General features: G+C 57.0%; 22 protein-coding genes. 6 read left to right on the forward strand and 16 right to left on the reverse strand.

Annotated elements, in window-relative coordinates:
• Positions 1–337: 337 nt before the first annotated feature.
• A complete protein-coding gene (locus tag FHJ80_RS15455) occupies positions 338–526 on the forward strand; it encodes a hypothetical protein (RefSeq protein ID WP_139528229.1) in 189 nt (62 codons plus the stop codon).
• Between the two features lie 121 nt (positions 527–647).
• On the opposite strand, the gene FHJ80_RS15460 is transcribed toward FHJ80_RS15455, so the two are convergent.
• Complete coding sequence (locus FHJ80_RS15460; protein ID WP_139528230.1) at positions 648–1,496, reverse strand: Tim44 domain-containing protein; 849 nt, start codon at positions 1,494–1,496, stop codon at positions 648–650.
• 142 nt (positions 1,497–1,638) lie between these two features.
• Here FHJ80_RS15460 and FHJ80_RS15465 point away from each other — a divergent pair, with 142 nt between their 5' ends.
• On the forward strand, positions 1,639–2,214 hold the full coding sequence (locus FHJ80_RS15465) for an isochorismatase family protein (RefSeq protein WP_139528231.1): 576 nt from the start codon (positions 1,639–1,641) through the stop codon (positions 2,212–2,214).
• Between the two features lie 2 nt (positions 2,215–2,216).
• Here the strand turns inward: FHJ80_RS15465 and yaaA are convergent, their stop codons facing one another.
• Complete coding sequence (gene yaaA / locus FHJ80_RS15470; RefSeq protein WP_139528232.1) at positions 2,217–2,996, reverse strand: peroxide stress protein YaaA; 780 nt, start codon at positions 2,994–2,996, stop codon at positions 2,217–2,219.
• 115 nt (positions 2,997–3,111) lie between these two features.
• A complete protein-coding gene (locus FHJ80_RS15475; protein ID WP_139528233.1) occupies positions 3,112–4,143 on the reverse strand; it encodes an NADP(H)-dependent aldo-keto reductase in 1,032 nt (343 codons plus the stop codon).
• Between the two features lie 249 nt (positions 4,144–4,392).
• Here FHJ80_RS15475 and FHJ80_RS15480 point away from each other — a divergent pair, with 249 nt between their 5' ends.
• Together FHJ80_RS15480 and FHJ80_RS15485 are read left to right on the forward strand one after the other, a co-directional pair.
• Positions 4,393–4,887 (forward strand): tetratricopeptide repeat protein, encoded by a 495-nt coding sequence (locus FHJ80_RS15480; RefSeq protein WP_139528234.1) that lies wholly within the window; start codon positions 4,393–4,395, stop codon positions 4,885–4,887.
• A gap of 38 nt (positions 4,888–4,925) precedes the next feature.
• Positions 4,926–5,432, forward strand: a complete 507-nt coding sequence (locus FHJ80_RS15485; RefSeq protein ID WP_139528235.1) for a hypothetical protein — start codon at positions 4,926–4,928, stop codon at positions 5,430–5,432.
• Between the two features lie 13 nt (positions 5,433–5,445).
• On the opposite strand, the gene FHJ80_RS15490 is transcribed toward FHJ80_RS15485, so the two are convergent.
• From FHJ80_RS15490 to FHJ80_RS15510, 5 genes are all read right to left on the reverse strand, one after another.
• Positions 5,446–5,991: a TIGR00730 family Rossman fold protein gene (locus FHJ80_RS15490; protein ID WP_139528236.1), complete on the reverse strand. Its 546-nt coding sequence runs from the start codon at positions 5,989–5,991 to the stop codon at positions 5,446–5,448.
• 59 nt (positions 5,992–6,050) lie between these two features.
• Complete coding sequence (locus FHJ80_RS15495; protein ID WP_139528237.1) at positions 6,051–6,572, reverse strand: DUF501 domain-containing protein; 522 nt, start codon at positions 6,570–6,572, stop codon at positions 6,051–6,053.
• Between the two features lie 12 nt (positions 6,573–6,584).
• Complete coding sequence (locus tag FHJ80_RS15500) at positions 6,585–6,887, reverse strand: hypothetical protein (protein WP_139528238.1); 303 nt, start codon at positions 6,885–6,887, stop codon at positions 6,585–6,587.
• 40 nt (positions 6,888–6,927) lie between these two features.
• Positions 6,928–7,335, reverse strand: a complete 408-nt coding sequence (locus tag FHJ80_RS15505; protein ID WP_139528239.1) for a thioesterase family protein — start codon at positions 7,333–7,335, stop codon at positions 6,928–6,930.
• Positions 7,336–7,401: 66 nt separating this feature from the next.
• Positions 7,402–8,208, reverse strand: a complete 807-nt coding sequence (locus tag FHJ80_RS15510) for a hypothetical protein (protein ID WP_139528240.1) — start codon at positions 8,206–8,208, stop codon at positions 7,402–7,404.
• A gap of 106 nt (positions 8,209–8,314) precedes the next feature.
• Between FHJ80_RS15510 and FHJ80_RS15515 the strand changes: the two genes are divergently transcribed.
• Positions 8,315–8,674: a hypothetical protein gene (locus FHJ80_RS15515; RefSeq protein ID WP_139528241.1), complete on the forward strand. Its 360-nt coding sequence runs from the start codon at positions 8,315–8,317 to the stop codon at positions 8,672–8,674.
• Position 8,675: 1 nt separating this feature from the next.
• On the opposite strand, the gene FHJ80_RS15520 is transcribed toward FHJ80_RS15515, so the two are convergent.
• Positions 8,676–9,107, reverse strand: coding sequence for a hypothetical protein (locus FHJ80_RS15520; protein WP_139528242.1), 432 nt, complete (start codon positions 9,105–9,107; stop codon positions 8,676–8,678).
• A 39-nt stretch (positions 9,108–9,146) separates the two neighbouring features.
• On the opposite strand from FHJ80_RS15520, the gene FHJ80_RS15525 reads away from it, so the two are divergent.
• A complete protein-coding gene (locus FHJ80_RS15525) occupies positions 9,147–10,310 on the forward strand; it encodes a MalY/PatB family protein (protein ID WP_139528243.1) in 1,164 nt (387 codons plus the stop codon).
• 21 nt (positions 10,311–10,331) lie between these two features.
• On the opposite strand, the gene FHJ80_RS15530 is transcribed toward FHJ80_RS15525, so the two are convergent.
• From FHJ80_RS15530 to FHJ80_RS15560, 7 genes are all read right to left on the reverse strand, one after another.
• A complete protein-coding gene (locus FHJ80_RS15530; protein WP_139528244.1) occupies positions 10,332–11,276 on the reverse strand; it encodes a tetratricopeptide repeat protein in 945 nt (314 codons plus the stop codon).
• A 220-nt stretch (positions 11,277–11,496) separates the two neighbouring features.
• A complete protein-coding gene (locus FHJ80_RS15535; protein WP_139528245.1) occupies positions 11,497–12,579 on the reverse strand; it encodes a hypothetical protein in 1,083 nt (360 codons plus the stop codon).
• 446 nt (positions 12,580–13,025) lie between these two features.
• On the reverse strand, positions 13,026–13,922 hold the full coding sequence (locus FHJ80_RS15540; RefSeq protein WP_139528246.1) for an MBL fold metallo-hydrolase: 897 nt from the start codon (positions 13,920–13,922) through the stop codon (positions 13,026–13,028).
• A gap of 55 nt (positions 13,923–13,977) precedes the next feature.
• Positions 13,978–14,961 carry a quercetin 2,3-dioxygenase family protein gene (locus FHJ80_RS15545; RefSeq protein ID WP_139528247.1) on the reverse strand — a complete coding sequence of 328 codons (984 nt, stop codon included), beginning with the start codon at positions 14,959–14,961 and terminating at the stop codon, positions 13,978–13,980.
• 10 nt (positions 14,962–14,971) lie between these two features.
• Entirely contained in the window at positions 14,972–15,874 is a 903-nt protein-coding gene (locus tag FHJ80_RS15550) for a VOC family protein (RefSeq protein ID WP_139528248.1), read from the reverse strand.
• 3 nt (positions 15,875–15,877) lie between these two features.
• Entirely contained in the window at positions 15,878–16,708 is an 831-nt protein-coding gene (locus FHJ80_RS15555) for a fumarylacetoacetate hydrolase family protein (RefSeq protein WP_139528249.1), read from the reverse strand.
• Positions 16,705–18,261: a bifunctional 3-(3-hydroxy-phenyl)propionate/3-hydroxycinnamic acid hydroxylase gene (locus FHJ80_RS15560; RefSeq protein ID WP_139528250.1), complete on the reverse strand. Its 1,557-nt coding sequence runs from the start codon at positions 18,259–18,261 to the stop codon at positions 16,705–16,707. The genes FHJ80_RS15555 and FHJ80_RS15560 overlap by 4 nt, the downstream gene beginning before the upstream one ends.
• Positions 18,262–18,263 lie beyond the last annotated feature (2 nt).

Consider the following 18,263-nt stretch of genomic DNA (forward strand, 5'->3'; position numbering starts at 1 on the left):
CGATGGTAGTGTGGGGTCTCCCCATGCGAGAGTAGGTCATCGTCAGGCACTTATACCGCAAAGAACCCAGCCAACCGGCTGGGTTTTTTGTTGCGCGCTCGATAAGCGCGCCATTATTCAGGCCCTGAGTACGCTGTGCTCGGGGTTTTTTGCTATGCGTTTGAAACACTGCAAACGACTCGATCAACGATAGCCCATGCACAAAGCTTCCTTGAAACGGCTGTTTTAATAAATTAAATAACAGGGAGTTACTGCTTTGTAGTGGCGAGTGTACCGCACGACAACTAGTATGGTGTGGTACCTATCATTCAAGCAGCATCTCAGGAGGAGACGCGATATGAGTACCCCGTTGATGAAGAAGCTAGCGGTTGCCCTACTGATGGCCATGATGGTGGGCGGCTTAGCAGCCTGTGATAACCAGGGCCCTGCAGAAGAAGCAGGTGAGAGCATCGATGAAAGCATGGAAGATGCGGGTGAAAGCCTGGAGGAGATGGGCGAAAATATCGAAGAGTCGGCAGAGGAGTAAGTAAAAGGCTCTTTGCAGTATAGCGATACACCACCGATACAAAAACAGCCGCTGATAAGCGGCTGTTTTAGGTTTTGGGGCTTAAAATTTTAGGCTTGGGAAGTGGTCAGGCGAGTTGTCATTATGCACCTGGGTTTTGCTCGATACCCTGTAAGTACCAAGGCGCTTGGTCGCGCATGCTGCGAGTCAGGTGCCAGGTTTCGTTGAACTCGGTTTGTTCACCGTTTTCGTCCAAGATACCGTGGAAAATCACGGTCGCTTCAGCATACCCCTCATACTCGTTAACATCACCAAGTTCGGCAAATAGTTTCACCACCTCGGTCTGATTGTTAGCAGGCTGTTCGGCACGCTCTTGACGCAGCAGGTTATAAAGTTCAGGGGTCACATACTCCTGTATTTTACTGAAATCGTTATTATCCCAAGCGCGTTGGAGTGTCATAAAGTGCTCTTTCGCACCTCCTAGGAAGCGCTCTTTATCAAACCAGGCGGGGGTACTCTGCAAACCGCTTGCTAAGCTCCCAGGGGTTGCTTTGAAGTGGCTGGTCGATGCATGCGGCATCTCTTGACGCTCACGCTGATAGCCATGCGTCACGGATGCGGGTCGACGCTGCCGCATGAAGGCTCGGAAGGCGACAATAGCCAGCACGGCAACGCCCGCCATGACAAGCAGGTCCATTAAGCGTAGCTCGTCGAACGCCCCGCCGAAAAACAGCGCCGCCAGCAAGCCGCCCGCCAGCAAACCACCCATCATGCCCCCCATGCCGCCGCGGCGGGCAGCACTCGCGGCGCCTGCCTGTTGCTGGGTGCCTTGAGCCTGTTGTTGTGCGGGCGTGCTGGCTGGACGATCAGCGGAGCGTGACACGCTACCCATACTGCTGCCACCGCCTAGGCGGCGTGCCTCTGCGTGTTCGATGGCGGCGCTAACGCCCATAACGCTCACCAATAGCATCACAAAGAATTGCCTTAACATGTTGATTCTCCAATAAGGATGCAGGGAATGCCAAATGCTTCGGTGCGAAGCAGATAGAAAAGGTTGGGCTGTCAGTTTACCGTGTAATACCTCGCCTAGGTGATGGTAAGCGCTGTTATAAAGACATAAAAAGGAGCGAAAAGTGCGTTTAGATCAGTCTCGAAGCGTCCTATTGATGATCGATTTTCAAGCCGGTTTGCTGCCCGTCATCGAGGGTGGCGAGGCGGCGATTAAAGAGGCTGCTTGGCTTGCCGGTATTGCCGGTGCTTTGCAGGTGCCGGTATGGCTAACCGAGCAGTATCCTGAGCGGCTGGGTGGCACTACACCGACGCTGTTGGAGGGCTTGGGAACGCACGAGCTGTGGCAAAAGCGGCATTTTAGTGCGACAGAAGAGGCGTCGTTTAGTCAGGCGCTGGCCGCGCTTGGACGCAAGCAGGTGATCGTGTGCGGTACCGAAGCGCACATCTGCGTACTGCAGAGCGCGCTGGGGCTGTTGGAGGCGGGGTATCAAGTATTTTGGCTGAGTGAAGCCACCGCCAGTCGCCGGTCGGATGAGGCGCGCCTTGCTCGTCAGCGTGCGTGTGCCAATGGGGCGGTGGCGGTGTCCGCGGATATGGTGGCCTATGAGTGGCTCCACCGCTGTGATACGGCCACTTTTAAAGAGATTCATCGCCGGTTTTTAAAGCCAAGGTCGGCTCAAGCGGTCACCTTTTATTGATCTTAACGATCCGTTTCGCGACGGGTGAACACGAGCGTATCGCCTTCGGAGGCGGCGGAATCGAAACGGTAGCCTGCCACATCGAAGTCTTTGAGCGCTTCGGGGTCATTGATCTGCTGTCGAATGATCCAAGCGCTCATCAACCCGCGCGCTTTTTTCGCATAGAAACTGATGATTTTGAACGTGCCGTTTTTCTCATCCTTGAAGACGGGAGTGATCACTCGGGCATCCAGCTTCTTAGCTTCGATGGCTTTGAAGTATTCGTTGGAGGCTAGGTTCACAAGCACTTTCGACCCACTCTCGGCAATCGCACTGTTCAGCGCAGGTGTCAGGAGGGGCTTCCAATAAGCGTAAAGATCCTTGCCCGCATCGTTGGGCAGTTTGGTACCCATTTCCAAGCGGTAGGCCTGGATCAAGTCCAGCGGACGCAGCAAACCATAGAGACCCGATAAAATACGCAAATGCTGCTGGGCAAACTGATTGTCCGCATCGCTGAAGGTCTCGGCTTCCAGACCCGCGTAGACGTCTCCCTGAAACGCCTGCACGGCAGGTTTGGCGTTGTCCAGCGAGAAAGGGGGCTGCCACTCGGCAAAGCGAGCCGCGTTCAGGCCTGCTAGCTTGTCACTGATGCCCATTAGGTCGCTGATTTGCTGAGGGGAGTAGCCGCGTAGAATATCGATCAGCGGCTGGCTGTGTTCGAGGAAATCCGGTTGTGTGACGTTTTGGGTCGTCGGAGGTGTTTCAAAATCCAGCGTTTTGGCGGGGGAAATGACGCTCAGCATGGCGTGCTCCTTGTGCCGTGACAAAAGGGGGGGCCGCACAACGCGGCCACAATATGGATAGTGAGATTATATCAAGCCTTGGCGGCAGCCGAGGCTATCGACACGATAGGAGCCGTTAGGGGCAGGGGTTCGGCATGCGGCGGTGGATATCGTCGATGGCAGTCAACACATCGTCGTCGAGCTTCAGGCCCTCGCTGGCGAGGTTGCTCTCCAACTGCTCCATGGTCGTGGCACCAATGATGTTGCTGGTCAGGAAGCTGCGCGAATTGACGAATGCCAGCGCCATTTGCGCGGGGTCGAGCCCATGCGCGTTGGCCAGATCGACGTAGGCTTGTGTCGCGGCGTCGGCTTCGGGCGACGTATAGCGTTTGAAGCGCTCATAGAGCGTCAAGCGGCCTTTTGGCGGCTGGGCGCCGTTGAGATACTTACCGGACAGCACGCCAAACCCCAGCGGCGAGTAGGCCAGTAACCCGACGTCTTCGCGATGGGCAATTTCTGCCAAGCCTACTTCGAACGAGCGGTTCAACAGATTGTAAGGGTTTTGTATGGAGGCAACGCGGGGCAGGCCCAGTTGATCAGAGAGCTGAAGCATCCGCATGACGCCCCAGGGCGTTTCATTGGAGAGACCGATGGCGCGAATCTTCCCAGCATCGACCAGCTCTTTCAGAGCGGAAAGCGTCTCTTCCAGCGGGGTGGCGTCTTCCTGCTCCGCGTGGGTGTAGCCGAGTTTGCCAAAAAAGTTGGTGTGACGATCAGGCCAGTGCAATTGGTACAGATCGACATAGTCCGTTTGCAGGCGCTCAAGGCTGGTGTCGATAGCTTGGTGGAGATGGTTGCGGCTCATCTTAGGGCCGCCGCGAATGTGTTCTAAACCTGGGCCTGCCGCTTTGGTGGCAATGATCACATCGTCGCGAGCACCGCGAGCGTTTAGCCAACTGCCGATATAGGCTTCCGTCCGGCCTTGCGTCTCTGCCTTTGGCGGAACCGGGTACATTTCTGCCGTGTCGATAAAGTTGATACCGAACGCGACCGCGCGGTCGAGCTGCTCATGAGCCTCGGCTTCGCTGTTCTGTTCACCAAAGGTCATCGTGCCTAGACAGAGTCGGCTGACCTCCATCCCGGTTCTACCCAGTGGGCGCGTTTGCATGCTTGTCTCCTCGCTTAGGCAAAAACGTGGCTGGAAAATGAGCGATGCCTATCGACGTTACCAGCCTGTGGGAGGCATGTTAGCGAGGCTCTACAAAAGCAGCAAATCAAGAGGGTTGAGTCAGGACGACGGCAGGCGTATGCTTGCCAGCCCATTGACCGGCCAAGCGCCGGTTTATCGTATGGTTAGCCATCGTGGAAGGTGAGATGGTTAGCCGAAGGTCTCAACAGATAGGCAGGGTGGTTTGCCATGCCGCAGGCATCATCGTTGTTTACCCGGTTGGAGTTTCGTCTCGCCGAGCAGCTGTTTCACACCCGTTGGTTACTTCCGCGTTCACCGCGCACGCAGCGTCTCACCATGCGACTGTTCAAGCGGTGTGCCGAAGCGGGGCACCCGGATGCACAGTCGATCTATGGGCACATGTTGTTCCACCGCAGCTTGTCGCCACAGGATAAAGCGCGTGGCGCGCGCTACGTACTGGAAGCGGCCCAGGCAGGCGATGTAAAGTCACAGTATCAGGTGGCACAAATTCATGAGCACGGCTGTGTGCAGTATCCTCGCCGTGAGGATTATGCGGTGACGTGGTACGCCCGTGCAGCGCAGGCAGGCCACTATCTGGCAGCGGATCGCCTGGCGCGTGCCTACCGCTTGGGCGAGCTAGGCTTAGCCGTGGATCATGAACAAGCCGACTACTGGCAGCGTATGGCCGAGCGGCAGCCTGCGGCGGAAATGGCCGCCGCCTGAGCCCCGTACCCGGTGGCGATATAGAAAAGAGGAAATCAGTGTCCGAGACGCTACCTACAGTGCTAGATATTGAAGCGTCCGGATTCGGGCGCGGCAGCTATCCGATCGAGGTGGGCATCGCCCGCGCCGACGGTAGCTGCTGCGCGTTTCTTATTCAGCCGTTGGATGAGTGGGTGCATTGGGACCCCAAAGCAGAGCTTCTGCATGGCATCTCTCGCGAGCGGCTGATGAAAGAGGGCTACCCAGTGCGCCAAGTGGCCCAGTGGCTCAACGACGAGCTGCGGGAGCTAGGTAAGGCGTACAGCGATAGCTGGGGCTACGATAATACGTGGCTATCATTGCTGTTCCACCATGCTGGTATGTTGCCCCGTTTTCGCCTGGAAGCGCTACGCATTCTGCTCAGTGAAGAGCAGCAGGCGTTGTGGAGTGATACCAAAGAGGCCGTCGTGGCAGAGCGAGGCATCCACCGCCATCGTGCCGGAGAAGATGCCCGTTTGCTCCAGCTTACCTATCAGCGCACTCGCACGCTGACCCTCAAAGCCTAACCGCGTCTCAACGTTAATCCAACTGGGCTTCAAGGGCATCCAATAGAAGATCGGGCGTCGAAGCATCAAGCAGCATGTCACGGGTCGTTTGGGCCAGAAAGCCGTGGCTAACCGTGCTATCCAAAAAGGCTAGCAGGGGCGCGTAAAAGCCTTCGGTATCTAGCAGCCCCATTGGTTTGTCATGGAGCCCCAAATAGCCCCAGGTCCAGATTTCGAATAGCTCCTCGAACGTACCAATACCGCCCGGTAGAGCAATGAAGGCATCGGCATTCGCTGCCATAGTGGCTTTACGCTCGTGCATATTGGGCACGCGAATCAGTTCCGTTAAGCCAAAGTGCGCCTGTTCACGCTCGACCAAGTGATCCGGCATCACGCCGATCACGTGACCTCCTGCTTCGAGCGCCGCATTGGCCAACTCGCCCATGAGCCCAACGCGTGCGCCGCCATATACCAATGTATGCCCGCGCTGCCCAAGGCTCGTGCCGAGGGTGTGCGCGGCTTGGCGAAAGGCCGGGCTGTTACCTTCCCGAGAACCAAGGTAAACACAAATACGTGACATCGTCAGGGCGTCCTTATCGCAGAGAGATCTGATGACAGCGGTTCAATTCGCACGCGGCGCTAGGCCAAGCAGCGCTGAACGTCGTAGTGCTCGTCCATCCACTGGCCGATGACATTGTGGCCGCATAGGTGGTGAGCGTACTGGGTGTGTAGGCAGCGCACCTGCTGCCAATTACTGATACCGCCCACGCCGCGCTCGGTGAGTACATCGGTGTAGCCCAAGCGACCCACCTCTTCGCGCTGAGCCTCGCTCATCGAGCGCCAGCGGGCGTCGACGTAGTCGCGGTGGCTTTGCTGATAAGCGGCGAGAAATGCCGGCTCTTCCTGCAAGCGCTGCTCTAGAGACTTGATCACGCCCACGGCTTCGATGCGCGAGATCTCGATTTTCAGCAGGTCCGAGCAGAGCCAGTAAAGCGTGGGGAAAGGTTTGCCATCCACGATCGGCGCCATACGCAGTACGAGTGGCGTGCCTTGGGCGTCAGTGGCTGCAACGGCTTCGATACCGCGAGGCGCGCGCCCGAGCTGTTGAGTAATGATCGCCAGCTGGCGCTCGTCGGGGGCTTGGTCGGTACGAATTACCATTGTGTAGCAGTCTCACTTTCGGTCGTCTTGAACAAATTTAGTCGAGCGGCCAACGGCGCGGAAAAAGCAGCGGTTGAGCTGTTCAGGAGAGGCGACGTAGCGCCACTTCTCTTCGCAATACTCGGCGGCGCGCGCCATCAGCACGTCGTAGAGTCGATTGAACGGGGCATCATAATCGTAGGGGTCCGCGCCGAACAAGCGGATATGCGGGTAATCGGCGAAGCGCTCCATGAAGTAGCGTTCTAGGTCGGCTTCCACGGCGCGATGCTGCGCCGTGTTATCAGGATCTATCCAGAGATTGTAGCGGATGGCCATGGTGACTCCTAGAAGGCCCCGCCATGTTAGGCGGGCAAAATTAAGCGGAAGCGGGCGCCGTTTCTAAATGCGCCGATAAAGCCTCGCGAAGAGCACCCTCGATGGGAACGGCTCGCTTCTCTTGATGATCGTACTGCACCATCACCGTATGGCCCAGATTGGTTAGCGTACCATGCTGCCGGGCTTCCTGGGTGACGGTAAACGAGCTATTGCCCAGCCGGGTCAAGTAGGTACGAATTTCGATGTCGTGGCCGTAAAACAGTTCAGCGCGATAGTCCACTTCCATACGTGCCATGATCAGTCGCCACTGTTTAGGATTCAGGTCGGGCGTGAACAACTTGAAGAGATCGTTACGCGCCAGCTCGAACCATGCGGGGAGGCGTGTGTTGTTGATATGGCCCAACGCATCGGTATCGTAAAAGGCGGGTTCTATGGTGCGAGTAAACATGACGCGATCCTTGTTATTAGTGTGTAAAGTGAGCCCGACCCAGCATTAACCCAAGCGAGCGCTTGGTCAAGTGTTGCGGCGCTGATACCAAGCCGTCAACTGCATCCAGCCAAGCAGCCATAGCGTGGCGGCGAGAAACCCCGCCAGCGTTCCCCAAAAAAGCCCTAGCGAGCTGTAAGTATACGAAACGCATAGGGCGTAGCTCAGCAGCGAGCCAAGGCCGGCGGGATAGTGCTTGATGACCGTCGCCACGGGCGCGTGGCCGTGCCCCACGTGAAGGATCAGTAAAAACGGCAGCATCGTTACCGGAAACGCCGCCAGCGTGCCGGCCCATTCGGGCGGCAGCCAGTGGGCAGTGCGCGTAATGGCAAACACGATGAGCGTCGCTAGCCCAGCCCGTGCCGCCAAGGCGGGCCACGAAAAGGCGCGTCTAGCGCTACTCTTCACATCCGGTATGGCGCGAAACAGCCAGCTGAAGACGCCAATGGCGCACAGTGTGACCAGCGTGCCGGTAAGGCGTGTGAAGCTGAATTGGGCGAGCAGCGTACTCACCGCAAGCCAAGCCGCAAAGCCTCCTAGCAGACCGCCCATCACCCCTTTGAGGCCGGGCTGGCGGCCTGCGACGAGATAACCCGCGCCCAGCGCCATGGTGGCGGTAAACCCTGCTAAGGTATGCACGGCGCTTTGAGTGGCAAAGGTGGGCGATATCTCCAAGCCGATAAAAAACAGCGCCAGGGCCGTACCGAGCGGATAGCCCGATAGTAGCCCAGCAATACGAGGGCTAGCCCGTACGGCGATGGTGCCCAACCCCAGCACCATGCTGACGGAGAGGCCAAACTTGGCCAGTTGCCAAGTGAGTGGAACGTCTACCATGCGGCGTTTTCCTTTCGTTATTATATCGATGTGAACATAGCGCTAGCGTGATCGGCGCAGTGGGTATGTACCACCGTGACATTATTTGTCTGGGAGGCTCGTTGCCGTGACCCATTCATCAGATTCAGGCGCCCATGCGCTCTCCCCGCCGCCCAAACCCGATGGCTGTGAACTGTGCCAGCGTGCATCGGCCTTGACCAAACATCATCTCATTCCGCGCACGCTGCACAACAAGCCGCGTTATCAAAAGCGTCATACACGCGAAGAGCGACTCACGGCCATCGTGTGGCTTTGCCACCCTTGCCATAAGCATATCCACCGACTGTATAGCGAGCGTGAGCTAGCCGATCGTTTTGCCAACCTGGAGGCGCTGAAGGGCGATGCCGATATTCGTGCTTTCGTGGAGTGGCTGGCCACCAAGCCTGCTGGCTTCAAGCCCAAATCGCCCGTGCGCAAGCGGCGCTAGGCTAGACCAGTCTAAGCCCCTGCTGGTCGCGCCAAGCGGCTTCTAGTGCCTCCGCAAGCGGTTCGACGAGGTGGCTAGGCAGCGCACTGCGGGCGGCGTCGAGTGACTCGAACGAGCGGTTGCGCAGCCAACAGTAGGCCCAGGCGCAGGCTTCCTCGTCGCTTTGCGGGGTAGGCCTAGCAGGCATTTGATTGAGCAGAAAGACGGCCGTCCGCGGTGCCCAGAGAGGCATCTCGCCCTGCGTGTCTTGGCTCCACTGCTCCAGCGTGGCCCCGTTTGGCGTGGCATCGGGAGTGCCCAGTTTGGCGACCCGGGCGGTCTCCGCCAGAATCAGCGCGAGCTGGTCGGCGTCTGCCTGACCCAGCGAGCGCCACTGCCGCAACAGCGCCGAGAGGCCTGCGCGCATCTTGGTATAAAAGTCATCTTGCGGCATGCTCAGTGTCTACTCCCGTAGAAATAAGTGAGATGTGTTATGGCGTTCGATTTTGCCACGCCCGTGGAAAGGCGCGCTCCCGAAGGACAGTATGCCTCGCAGAAGTGGCACCGCTACGCGGCGGACGTGCTGCCGCTGTGGGTCGCCGATATGGACTTTCACTCGCCGCCCGCGGTGATCGACGCGCTCCAGCGACGGGTCGCCCACGGCGTTTACGGATACGGCGAAGTGCCCACCACGCTGAGTGAGGCGCTGTGTCAATGGAGCGCTCATCACTATGCGTGGTCCATCGAACCCGAATGGCAGCAGTGGCTGCCGGGCGTGGTGCCTGCACTGCACTTTGCCGCCATGGCCTTGACGCAGCCTGGCGAGGGTGTGCTCACCATCGCGCCGATCTACCCGCCTTTTCTGGCCGTGGCCGAACGCACCGGGCGGCTAGCGCAGCAGGCGATGTTAGCGGAGCCCGGCGCCCCTGGCGAGCCTTGGCGGCTGGATATCGAGGCGCTGGAAGCGGCCATCACCCCGCAGACTCGGCTGCTGCTCTGGTGTCATCCGCATAACCCGACCGGGCGCGTATGGACGCTCCAGGAACTCGAACAGCTCGCTGCTCTGGTCGAGCGCCACGATTTATGGGTGGTCTCCGACGAGCTGCACTGTGATTTGCTGCTGGACGAAGGCGCTCGCCACCGCCCCCTGGCGGCGCTATTTCCGGAGCTGGCCAAACGCACGATCACGCTGTGGGCACCTTCGAAAACCTTCAATCTTGCCGGGCTCACCAGCGCCTGCGCGATCATTCCCGATCCGGCACTACGCCGCCGATTTGCCGAGGCTACCAAAGGCTTTTTGCCGGACGGCAACGTGTTGGGCCTGGTTGCAGCCGAGGCGGCCTATCGCGAGGGCGAGCCCTGGCGTCAGGCGCTATTGGACGTGTTGCGTAGCCACCGTGCCACGCTCGAGGCGCGTGTGGCCACGTGGCCCGGCGTATCGATGAGTGCGCCGTCGTCGACCTATTTGGCGTGGCTAGACATGTGTGAGGCAGGCTTGGGTGACTCCCCGGCGCGCACGCTCTTGCAGCAAGCAGGGGTAGCGCTCTCTGAGGGGGCGGCGTTTGGCTGCCCCGGCTTCGTGCGGCTCAATTTCGGCACCACCGCTTCCCAACTGGAAGCGGCGTTATCACGGATGGATACGCTGCTAAAAGCGTAACGTTGCCTTCGTCAGGCGCGATCAATAGAGCAGGGCGAACAGCTTGCGGCGGTAAGTGACCGTGAGAGGATGGTCAGCCCCTAGCGCATCGAAGACCTGCAGCAGCGTTTTGCGGGCCGCGTCGTCGTTATAGGCGCGGTCCTGCTTCATCAATGCCAGCAGAGCATCGAGGCCTACATCGTACTGACCATCGGCCACGTGACGCAGTGCCCGCTGGTACTGCGCTTCGCTGTCGGTCCGATCACCCAGCGCGGCGATCTCCTCCGCTGAGAGCGCCTGTTCGCTGAACTCGATGCTGGCGCGCACGCCACGGGCCGGCGCCGCATCGCGCTCCTCTGGCGGCAGGTTATCCAGCACGCTGCGCGCTTCGTCGCCGCGCCCCTCCGCCACTAGCGTTTTGGCAAAACCAATGTGGTACGCGTAATGCTCTGGGTATTGCCCCATCAGCGTTTGATAAATTTCCCGCGCGCCTGCTGCATCGCCCGCGCTCAAGGCTTCCTCTGCTTGCTCTTCGGGACTGGGCGGGGCGTCACCGGGGGCAGGGAAGTAGCGGTTGAGCCACTCACGAACTTCTTTCTCTGGCAGGGCACCCTGGAAGCTATCCACCAGGCCGCCCTGGCTCACTAGCTTCACGTCTGGTACCGAACGCACACCCAACTGGCCTGCGATTTCTGGATTCGCCTCGACATCCAGCGTCGCCAGCAAAAACGCGCCGCCATACTCAATGGCCAGCTTTTCGAGTACCGGCATGAGGTTTTTGCACGGCTCGCACCAGGGCGCCCAGCAGTCTAGCAGTACCGGTACCTGCATCGAGGCTTCCAGTACCTGTTGGATATTGTTCGCGCTCAGTTCAATGATGACCTCTTCGCGCGTCACGGTCGCGCGCTCGCTACTTGCCTGCGCGGACGTGTTCGGCGCAGCTTCGGTAGTCATCGGGTTGCCGGTACGGGGATCGATAATCGACATAGGGAAACTCTGCATCGAATGAAAATGTTACCTCATGATATGCAGGCAGCCGACCGGGGATTCAAGGAACGGGATAGAAATAAAGCGTGACGGTGAGAAGGACGACCATGAGGCCGTCAATAAGTCAGGTGCTGCGTGGCACTGATGAATCATAGGATTGATATGTGTGGGGCCCGCCAGCTCACATGCTAATAGGCCCCTTTCGTTTTCTTAGAAAGCTTTAAAACTTCATTCGAACTCCTACCTCGAAGCTGTCGCCACGCTCAGGCGCTGAGACCGGCGGCTTGTAAGCAGGATCGAACCCTTCTCGAAAATCGTGGCCACTGTCGATACCAGCCAAGATTTGTAGCCGTTCGTTTACATCATAGGCTCCTTCGATTGCCCAGTCGCTATGACGGTCAGTAGCCAAACCTACTCGCCAACGATTGCCTCCAACGTTGACACTAAGAACATTGTTATGGATCATATCGTTCTGGCCATAAAAGTAGCTAATCGATTTTAAATATCCCATGTTTTTCGGTCTCCATGACACAGACCCGCCACGATGGAAAATACTTGAGTCGTCGTTTTGGGTTTCGTATCGCGCGCCAAAATAAAGGCCGTATTGCGCTAAGCGGGCATGCGCTTCGATCTTGTTGTCCTGCAAATCATTGCGTCTATACGAAAGCGTGACGTTTTCAAATTTGTAACCGATACGTGCATCGATCTCTGAGTATTCGTCATTGCGATACACTCGCTCATCGGCGTCAGCGCCACCGTAAGTTCCAAGCGGTGCGGCATTAGCCTCGAAGAAAAAGTTATTCAGGCTATTTCCATACTGAACCAAGATATCCGGCTGACGAACCTCGTAGCCATTACCAACGCTGATGGGGATGGAGTCTTCAACGGAGCGGTAAGTCTTACGTATTACGGGATGAACACTCACCGATCCTCGGTTCATGATTTCCCCATCGGCCCAAGGCCTGTCGTTTTCTTCATTGAAGCTCGTCACGGTGATTGTTCCGGCCTCCTCCATGTCATAAGAAATTTCGCCATCAAATATGCGATTATCGACACCGCTGATATCCTCACGATCACTGCGTCCGCGCAGTCGTGCACGCCAGTAGAATTCGTGCCCGTTATCCAATTGGCTTCTTTCAGAAGCCATTAAATCAAGAACGGCCAGTCCTTTTTCAGTGCCGGGTTCCTCTCCTCCGGCGGCATTTCCATAACCAAGGTAGGCCTCGCCGCTGAAATCAATCTCAGCGTAAGCAGTCGGCGCAAGCATACCCAGCGTAGCGATAACAATTGTAAGTTTTTTCATTTTTTTCCTTGTTTTTGTAAATGACAGGCATAAACCGTCCCCCTCTCTTCCATAGACGAAAGAAAGTGAATGATGCCGCACCGGTTTCTACATGCGGACATGAATAGGGAAAGCCTGGCTTATGAGTTTCTGTTTAAGTTTGAACTAGAGGCTCCATTCAAACGATTTTGTATACTTGTTGTTCGTTGGAGGCTGCCCAATATGTTCGATCAGTTTGAAGTGTTATCTTGGGTTAAAGGTTTTGCACTTTCGTTTGTTAGGTGGAATCTCCTTTAGGATCTTGTGGTTAATTTAATGCTGCTCCCTTTTCATTGTTGAGTTCGAAAAGACTAGCGCTGACGGAAAGTGGGCCGCGTATTCCATGCGAGAGAGTAAGCGGGAGGTATGCCGAGTCTTGCATTTCAGGTTCATATTGTCTCGGCATTAAACTCCCGCCGGTCTTTTCGTCAGTAACTCGCTCCATCCTGGCCAAGATGAACGTCACCAGAAAAGCGACTGCGGATGCGTTCCATGAAACTATCGGCTGTTTCTGGAGTGACCGAGTCGTTGGTGAAATGGACGGCTACTAACTTTTTCGCCCCCGCCTGCATCGCCATCTCGCCCAATTGTTCAGCGGTCAGGTGATGCTCGAGCATGTGTTGGCGAATTTTGTTGTATTGCGCTTCGTTTGCATCAGGATTCACCTGCCGAAAACGTTTCAGAACCTGTTCGGCATCCACCATTTCACCGACAAGAAGATCGACCCCCTGAGCCAGTTTCTCCACGGCACGGCAGGCACCGGTGTCACCGGTAAAGACGATGGAACGATCGACAAGATCAAATCGCAGCGAGAGTGACAAGTCTCCGCTCGTTCCAAGCGCAGACTCTGCTCGATAGTGGGTGTTCTCACAGCACGTGACACGACAGCCATCGAGCTTTACCTCGTGACCCGGTTCAATTTCGTGCACTGATACGAACTCACGGGGATGAGGGAGTTTGCGGTCGGTATTGCCAAAGCCGATATTATTCGGCACATCGCAGGCAGCCATCAGTCCCTCAATGATCTGCTGTGTGCCGGGTGGCCCATAGATCGTGAGTGGACGATGCCGATGCACCATCATATTTAAACCAAGGCAAGCGAAGAGCGAGCCGATATGGTCAAAATGGTGGTGCGTAAGAAAAATATGTTCGACATGTCGATAGTCGATGCCGGCACGACGCAGCCCGCTCATGGCGCCTTCGCCGCAATCGACGAGTACGGGCATTTCACCTACCATCAGCAAATGCGCTGGCTGTGCCCTATCCGGGTTTGGCATCGGGCCACCGCCCGTTCCGAGCGTGGTGAAGCTTGAAGGGTTTAGCATGTCATATCCTTTTATAGATTTTATTTGTGTGACGTGGCCATATGGGTGAGTGTCGTTATAAAACTCGAGCGTCTACTCCCTCTAGCGTTACCTTATCGATGCTGTCATCTTCGGAAGCCGCCGCTGGTGTGAAATATTGGGTTGGCTTGCCTAAGCGATCCCAAACATCCAGCCCGTTAGCATGCGCCGCGCCTAAACACCAACGTGCCTGGCCTGACGTCACCATGGTCGTGTAAGCGGTGTTAGCAGGGATGTTCGCAGAATCACCGGCATGAAGTACGGTTTTCTCCTCTCCAAGCGTGAAAGCAATCTCTCCTTCCAGCATGTAGAGAAAAATGTGGGTCTGGTCATGGATCACCGTTGGCATTCGAGCGCCTTTAGGGCCCTCGACGATTCTCATTTCTAGAGAGCTTTGGCTGACGTCACGACTGAGTAGCGTGGTGCAAAGATGACCGTAGGTTCGTACCCGCGGACCGTAGCCTTCCTGTAAAAAGTACGAGCTTGATGCATCGGGTAATTCGCGATCCGATTCATCTCCATTGCTTACGTCGGCATAGGTCGCCCCCTGAACTGGGTGGACATCGTATTTGGCCATCGCAGGCCCCATTCGAGAAAAATCAAATGGGTGGTTGATCGCAGGGAGGCCAGGCTCGTCCCATCTTTCACCGGCGGCTTCAAAGAAGGCCTCCCAGCCGCCAGGGGCGACCAAACCGAAGAATTGGGTGCGGGGGGCTACCGACTGGTAAGCGTGTACGTCGCCAGGCTTCACATAGGCGAAATCCCCACTCGTGAGAATGCGACATTGATCTTCGCACCAGACCTTGAGGCGCCCGCGAGTGCAAACCCAGGTATCGTGCTCTTTCTCATGGTAGTGCAGCGGAATGGGTTGGGGGTCGATCGTCGCATCCATCACCAAGGCGCCAAAGCCGCCAGCGGTAGCAGCCTCGTCCGCCAGGGTCTTCACGACTTGACCGGCTGCGAGGTGGGTTATCAAACTTTCGCCTTGACGAAGGATGTATGCTTGAGATTGTTTTTTCATCGTGCTTCTCCTAGCTAAACGGAATGGCGAGTTGAGCCTTTTTGCATGTCTCTGTCTTGGGGGGGGCGATGCCCCACTGATCCGTGCGTCCCTTAGGCCAGACCCAGTCCTCAGGCCCGCCAATGCGGTAACTTTCGTCAACTTTCAGCACCTCGGCGGTGTGCTCAATGACGATACCGAACGGATCCACGAAGTAGGCGAAGACGTTGTCTCCTGGGCCGTGTCGACCCGGCCCCCAGCCGATGGGGAAGCCGGCATCGCACATTTTGCCGGAGGCCGTCATGACCTCCTCCCAGGTCTCCTGCATAAAGGAGATATGGTTGAGCGTATCGACCTCGGCGTCGGCGAGTACGATCATGTGATGGTCCGTATTGGTACGCAGAAACGACATGATCTTCGACTGGTCGGTGAGCTCGAACCCCATACCCTGCTCGTAGAAAGCGATGTCACGGTGCATATCGCTGGTATTGATATTGACGTGGGCGAGATGGGTGGGCAGGCTCTTACCTTCCTGCGGCTCTGCCCGTTCTCCGCCTTGCACGATGCTGATGCGACGCCCTGCCGGGTCACGCAGCGTAAAGCCGGTGCCGCCACCCAGCCGATCGACTTCGGCAACGCGCGTCGCGTCGCTCCCACCTGCGTCTATCATGCGTTGGCGGAGAGCGGCGAGGTCGGTGTCGTCGGCGGCCTCCCATATCACGCTTTCTACTGCCACAGGCCCTTTGCTCAAAGAGAGCAGATAAGGTGCACACCCTCGGCCCCGTAGATACAGCCTGCCGTCTACCTCACCCGCCAGCGACAAGCCCCACACAGTGGTGTAGAAGTCTTTCGCTTTGTTGATATCCGGCACAGACAGTTCTACAGCGCGAAGGCCTGAAATGGGAAAGGAATGATGTTGGACGTAGCGATCCATGAACTACCCCTCCTGCACGACAGGATTATTCATGGCGCCCACGCCACTGATTCTTACTTCCACATTGTCGCCCGGTTTTAACCAAACTGGCGGTGTGCGTTTAGCGCCGACACCGCCCGGTGTGCCTGTCGCAATGACATCACCAGGTGATAGCGAGGTAAACGTGGAGATGTAGGAGATAATCAGAGGAATCGGAAACAACATATGATCCAGCGTTGCCTGCTGCATGACGTTTCCGTTCAGGTACAGCTCCACCGACACGGAGTCGATATCGACAATCTCATCTGGCGTGACCAGTTCTGGTCCGAAGGGGGCGGTTCCCGGAAAGTTTTTACCAGGAATAAACTGGCGTGAGTGCCATTGCCAGTCGCGTACTGAGGCGTCGTTGAAGCAGGAGAATCCAGCGACGTGATTCATTGCCTCGGCCTCGGAGATGTTGCGTCCGCCTTTGCCGATAATGACCGCTAATTCAGCCTCGTAGTCGAGATTCGTGGAAACGGAAGGGCGAAGTATGGGGTCGCCTGCGGCAAGTAAAGTGTCAGCAAAACGGGTGAATATAGAAGGATGTTGGGTGGGGTCGCGGCCGGTTTCTACCCGGTGGCTTTCATAGTTGTGGCCCACACAAAAAATCTTGCCTGGATTTGGAATCACCGGCAGAAGAGACACAGATTCACGTGCTATAGGCTCGCCGCGAGCCTCCGCTAACGCGCCCGAGGCAATGGCCGTTTTAAGATCACTCGGCGCTCCCTGCATGCGGCCGCAATCGATGATGGTATCTCCCTCGATGCGTCCCCAGGAGCTTTGGTCACCTACCTTGAAGCTGACGTATCTCATATCGTGGCATGTCCTCGATTGATGGTTATAGGTTGGTCTTTCGGGCTTAACTGCATCGCCTCGGCGAGACGCATGATGTCAGTGCAAAGGCTCTGGGAGCTGGCGGCGATGGCAAGATAGAAATCTGGTCGGATTAAGACGGCGTCGACGCCCTTTTTGTCGAACCACACGGCAAGGTGGTTCTCGCGGTCGTTGACCTCTTCAGTGCATAGTTGCACCGCGCCTAGGCGATCCAGCACCGCATGGGCTGGCTCAGAAAGTGATACGGGTTTCTTGCTCAACAACACCCATCCGCCGCCGGTTCTATCATCCAGCAAGCCATCGTCAACAGGGGGGTTGATGAAGCGTTCTCCGGCATTTTCACCGATCACTTCCGAGCCAATGGGGACTATTAGCTCTTGTGCCGCTTGCATTTTGACTTCACTTCGAACACGCACGTCACGCTTGGCAGCCTCTTCGGGATCCAGCACGCAAATAGTGCGGCCGACGTCGACCGCCTTACCTATGACGTGGCGAACCTGCGCATCACGCTCGGTTTGATACGTGTCAAGTAATCCAGCGCCAGCACCTCCTGACGCCACCATTGCCAGCTTCCACACAAGGTTGGCTACGTCTCGCATCCCGTGGCACATGCCTTGACCGAAGAAGGGGGGCGTTTGGTGGGCTGCGTCGCCGGCCAGAAAGATGCGCCCCTGACGCCACTGCTCGGCCACGAGGCCATGGAAGCGATAGGTGGCAGCGCGCATGATCTTATGCGGTGTATCCTGTACCCAAGGAGCCACTAGGTCTCTGACGCGTTTCGGATCTTCCATCGATGGGCGATCCTCCCCCGGCAACAGCATGAACTCCCAACGACGATGGTTGCCGCGGCCCGGCACGATGGTTGCTGGGCGGCGAGGGTCGCAGAGCATCACTGACAGGCGCTGAAGATTGGCCTCCTCAGGCACACCGGTGAAGTTCGGAAAGGTAATAGGGCCATCCACCTCAGCATCCACGACTAGCCAGGGTTCATCGAACTTGAGGTCGTCGAGAATAATTCCCGATGCGTTACGGACGGTACTGCGCGCTCCATCGCATCCAACTACCCAAGAAGCTTTAAGGTGGGTATCGTCGGCAAACGTGATCGTGACGCCATCTGCTTCGTGCGTCAGAGTGGAAACATGGGTGCCAAATCGTGTCTCGACATTGTCGAACCGCTCTAACCCTTCACGTAATACTTCCTCCAGTTCCGGCTGATAGAAAAAGTAGTCATTGGCATAACCAAAAGGCATAGGACGGTTGACGGCAGAGAGATACCTAATCACACCTCCATCGGCACCAATATGGATATGGCCATCAGCGGCCATCGTTTTGTGACGCAGCGGTTCCCATAGGCTAATATCTGCCAAAAGCCTCACGATCTCGTGGTCGATGTGCACGGCGCGAGGCAAGGGGTAGGGTGAGAGGTCTCGTTCCAGAACCACCGTTTTCAACCCTGTCCGCCCTAGCAGGTTGGCGGCGTAGGCACCGACGGGCCCACAACCGACGACGGCAATGTCGTAGTCAGGTTTCATAG

The sequence above is a fragment of the Halomonas sp. BL6 genome (assembly GCF_006228115.1).
GTDB classification, from domain to species: domain Bacteria; phylum Pseudomonadota; class Gammaproteobacteria; order Pseudomonadales; family Halomonadaceae; genus Vreelandella; species Vreelandella piezotolerans.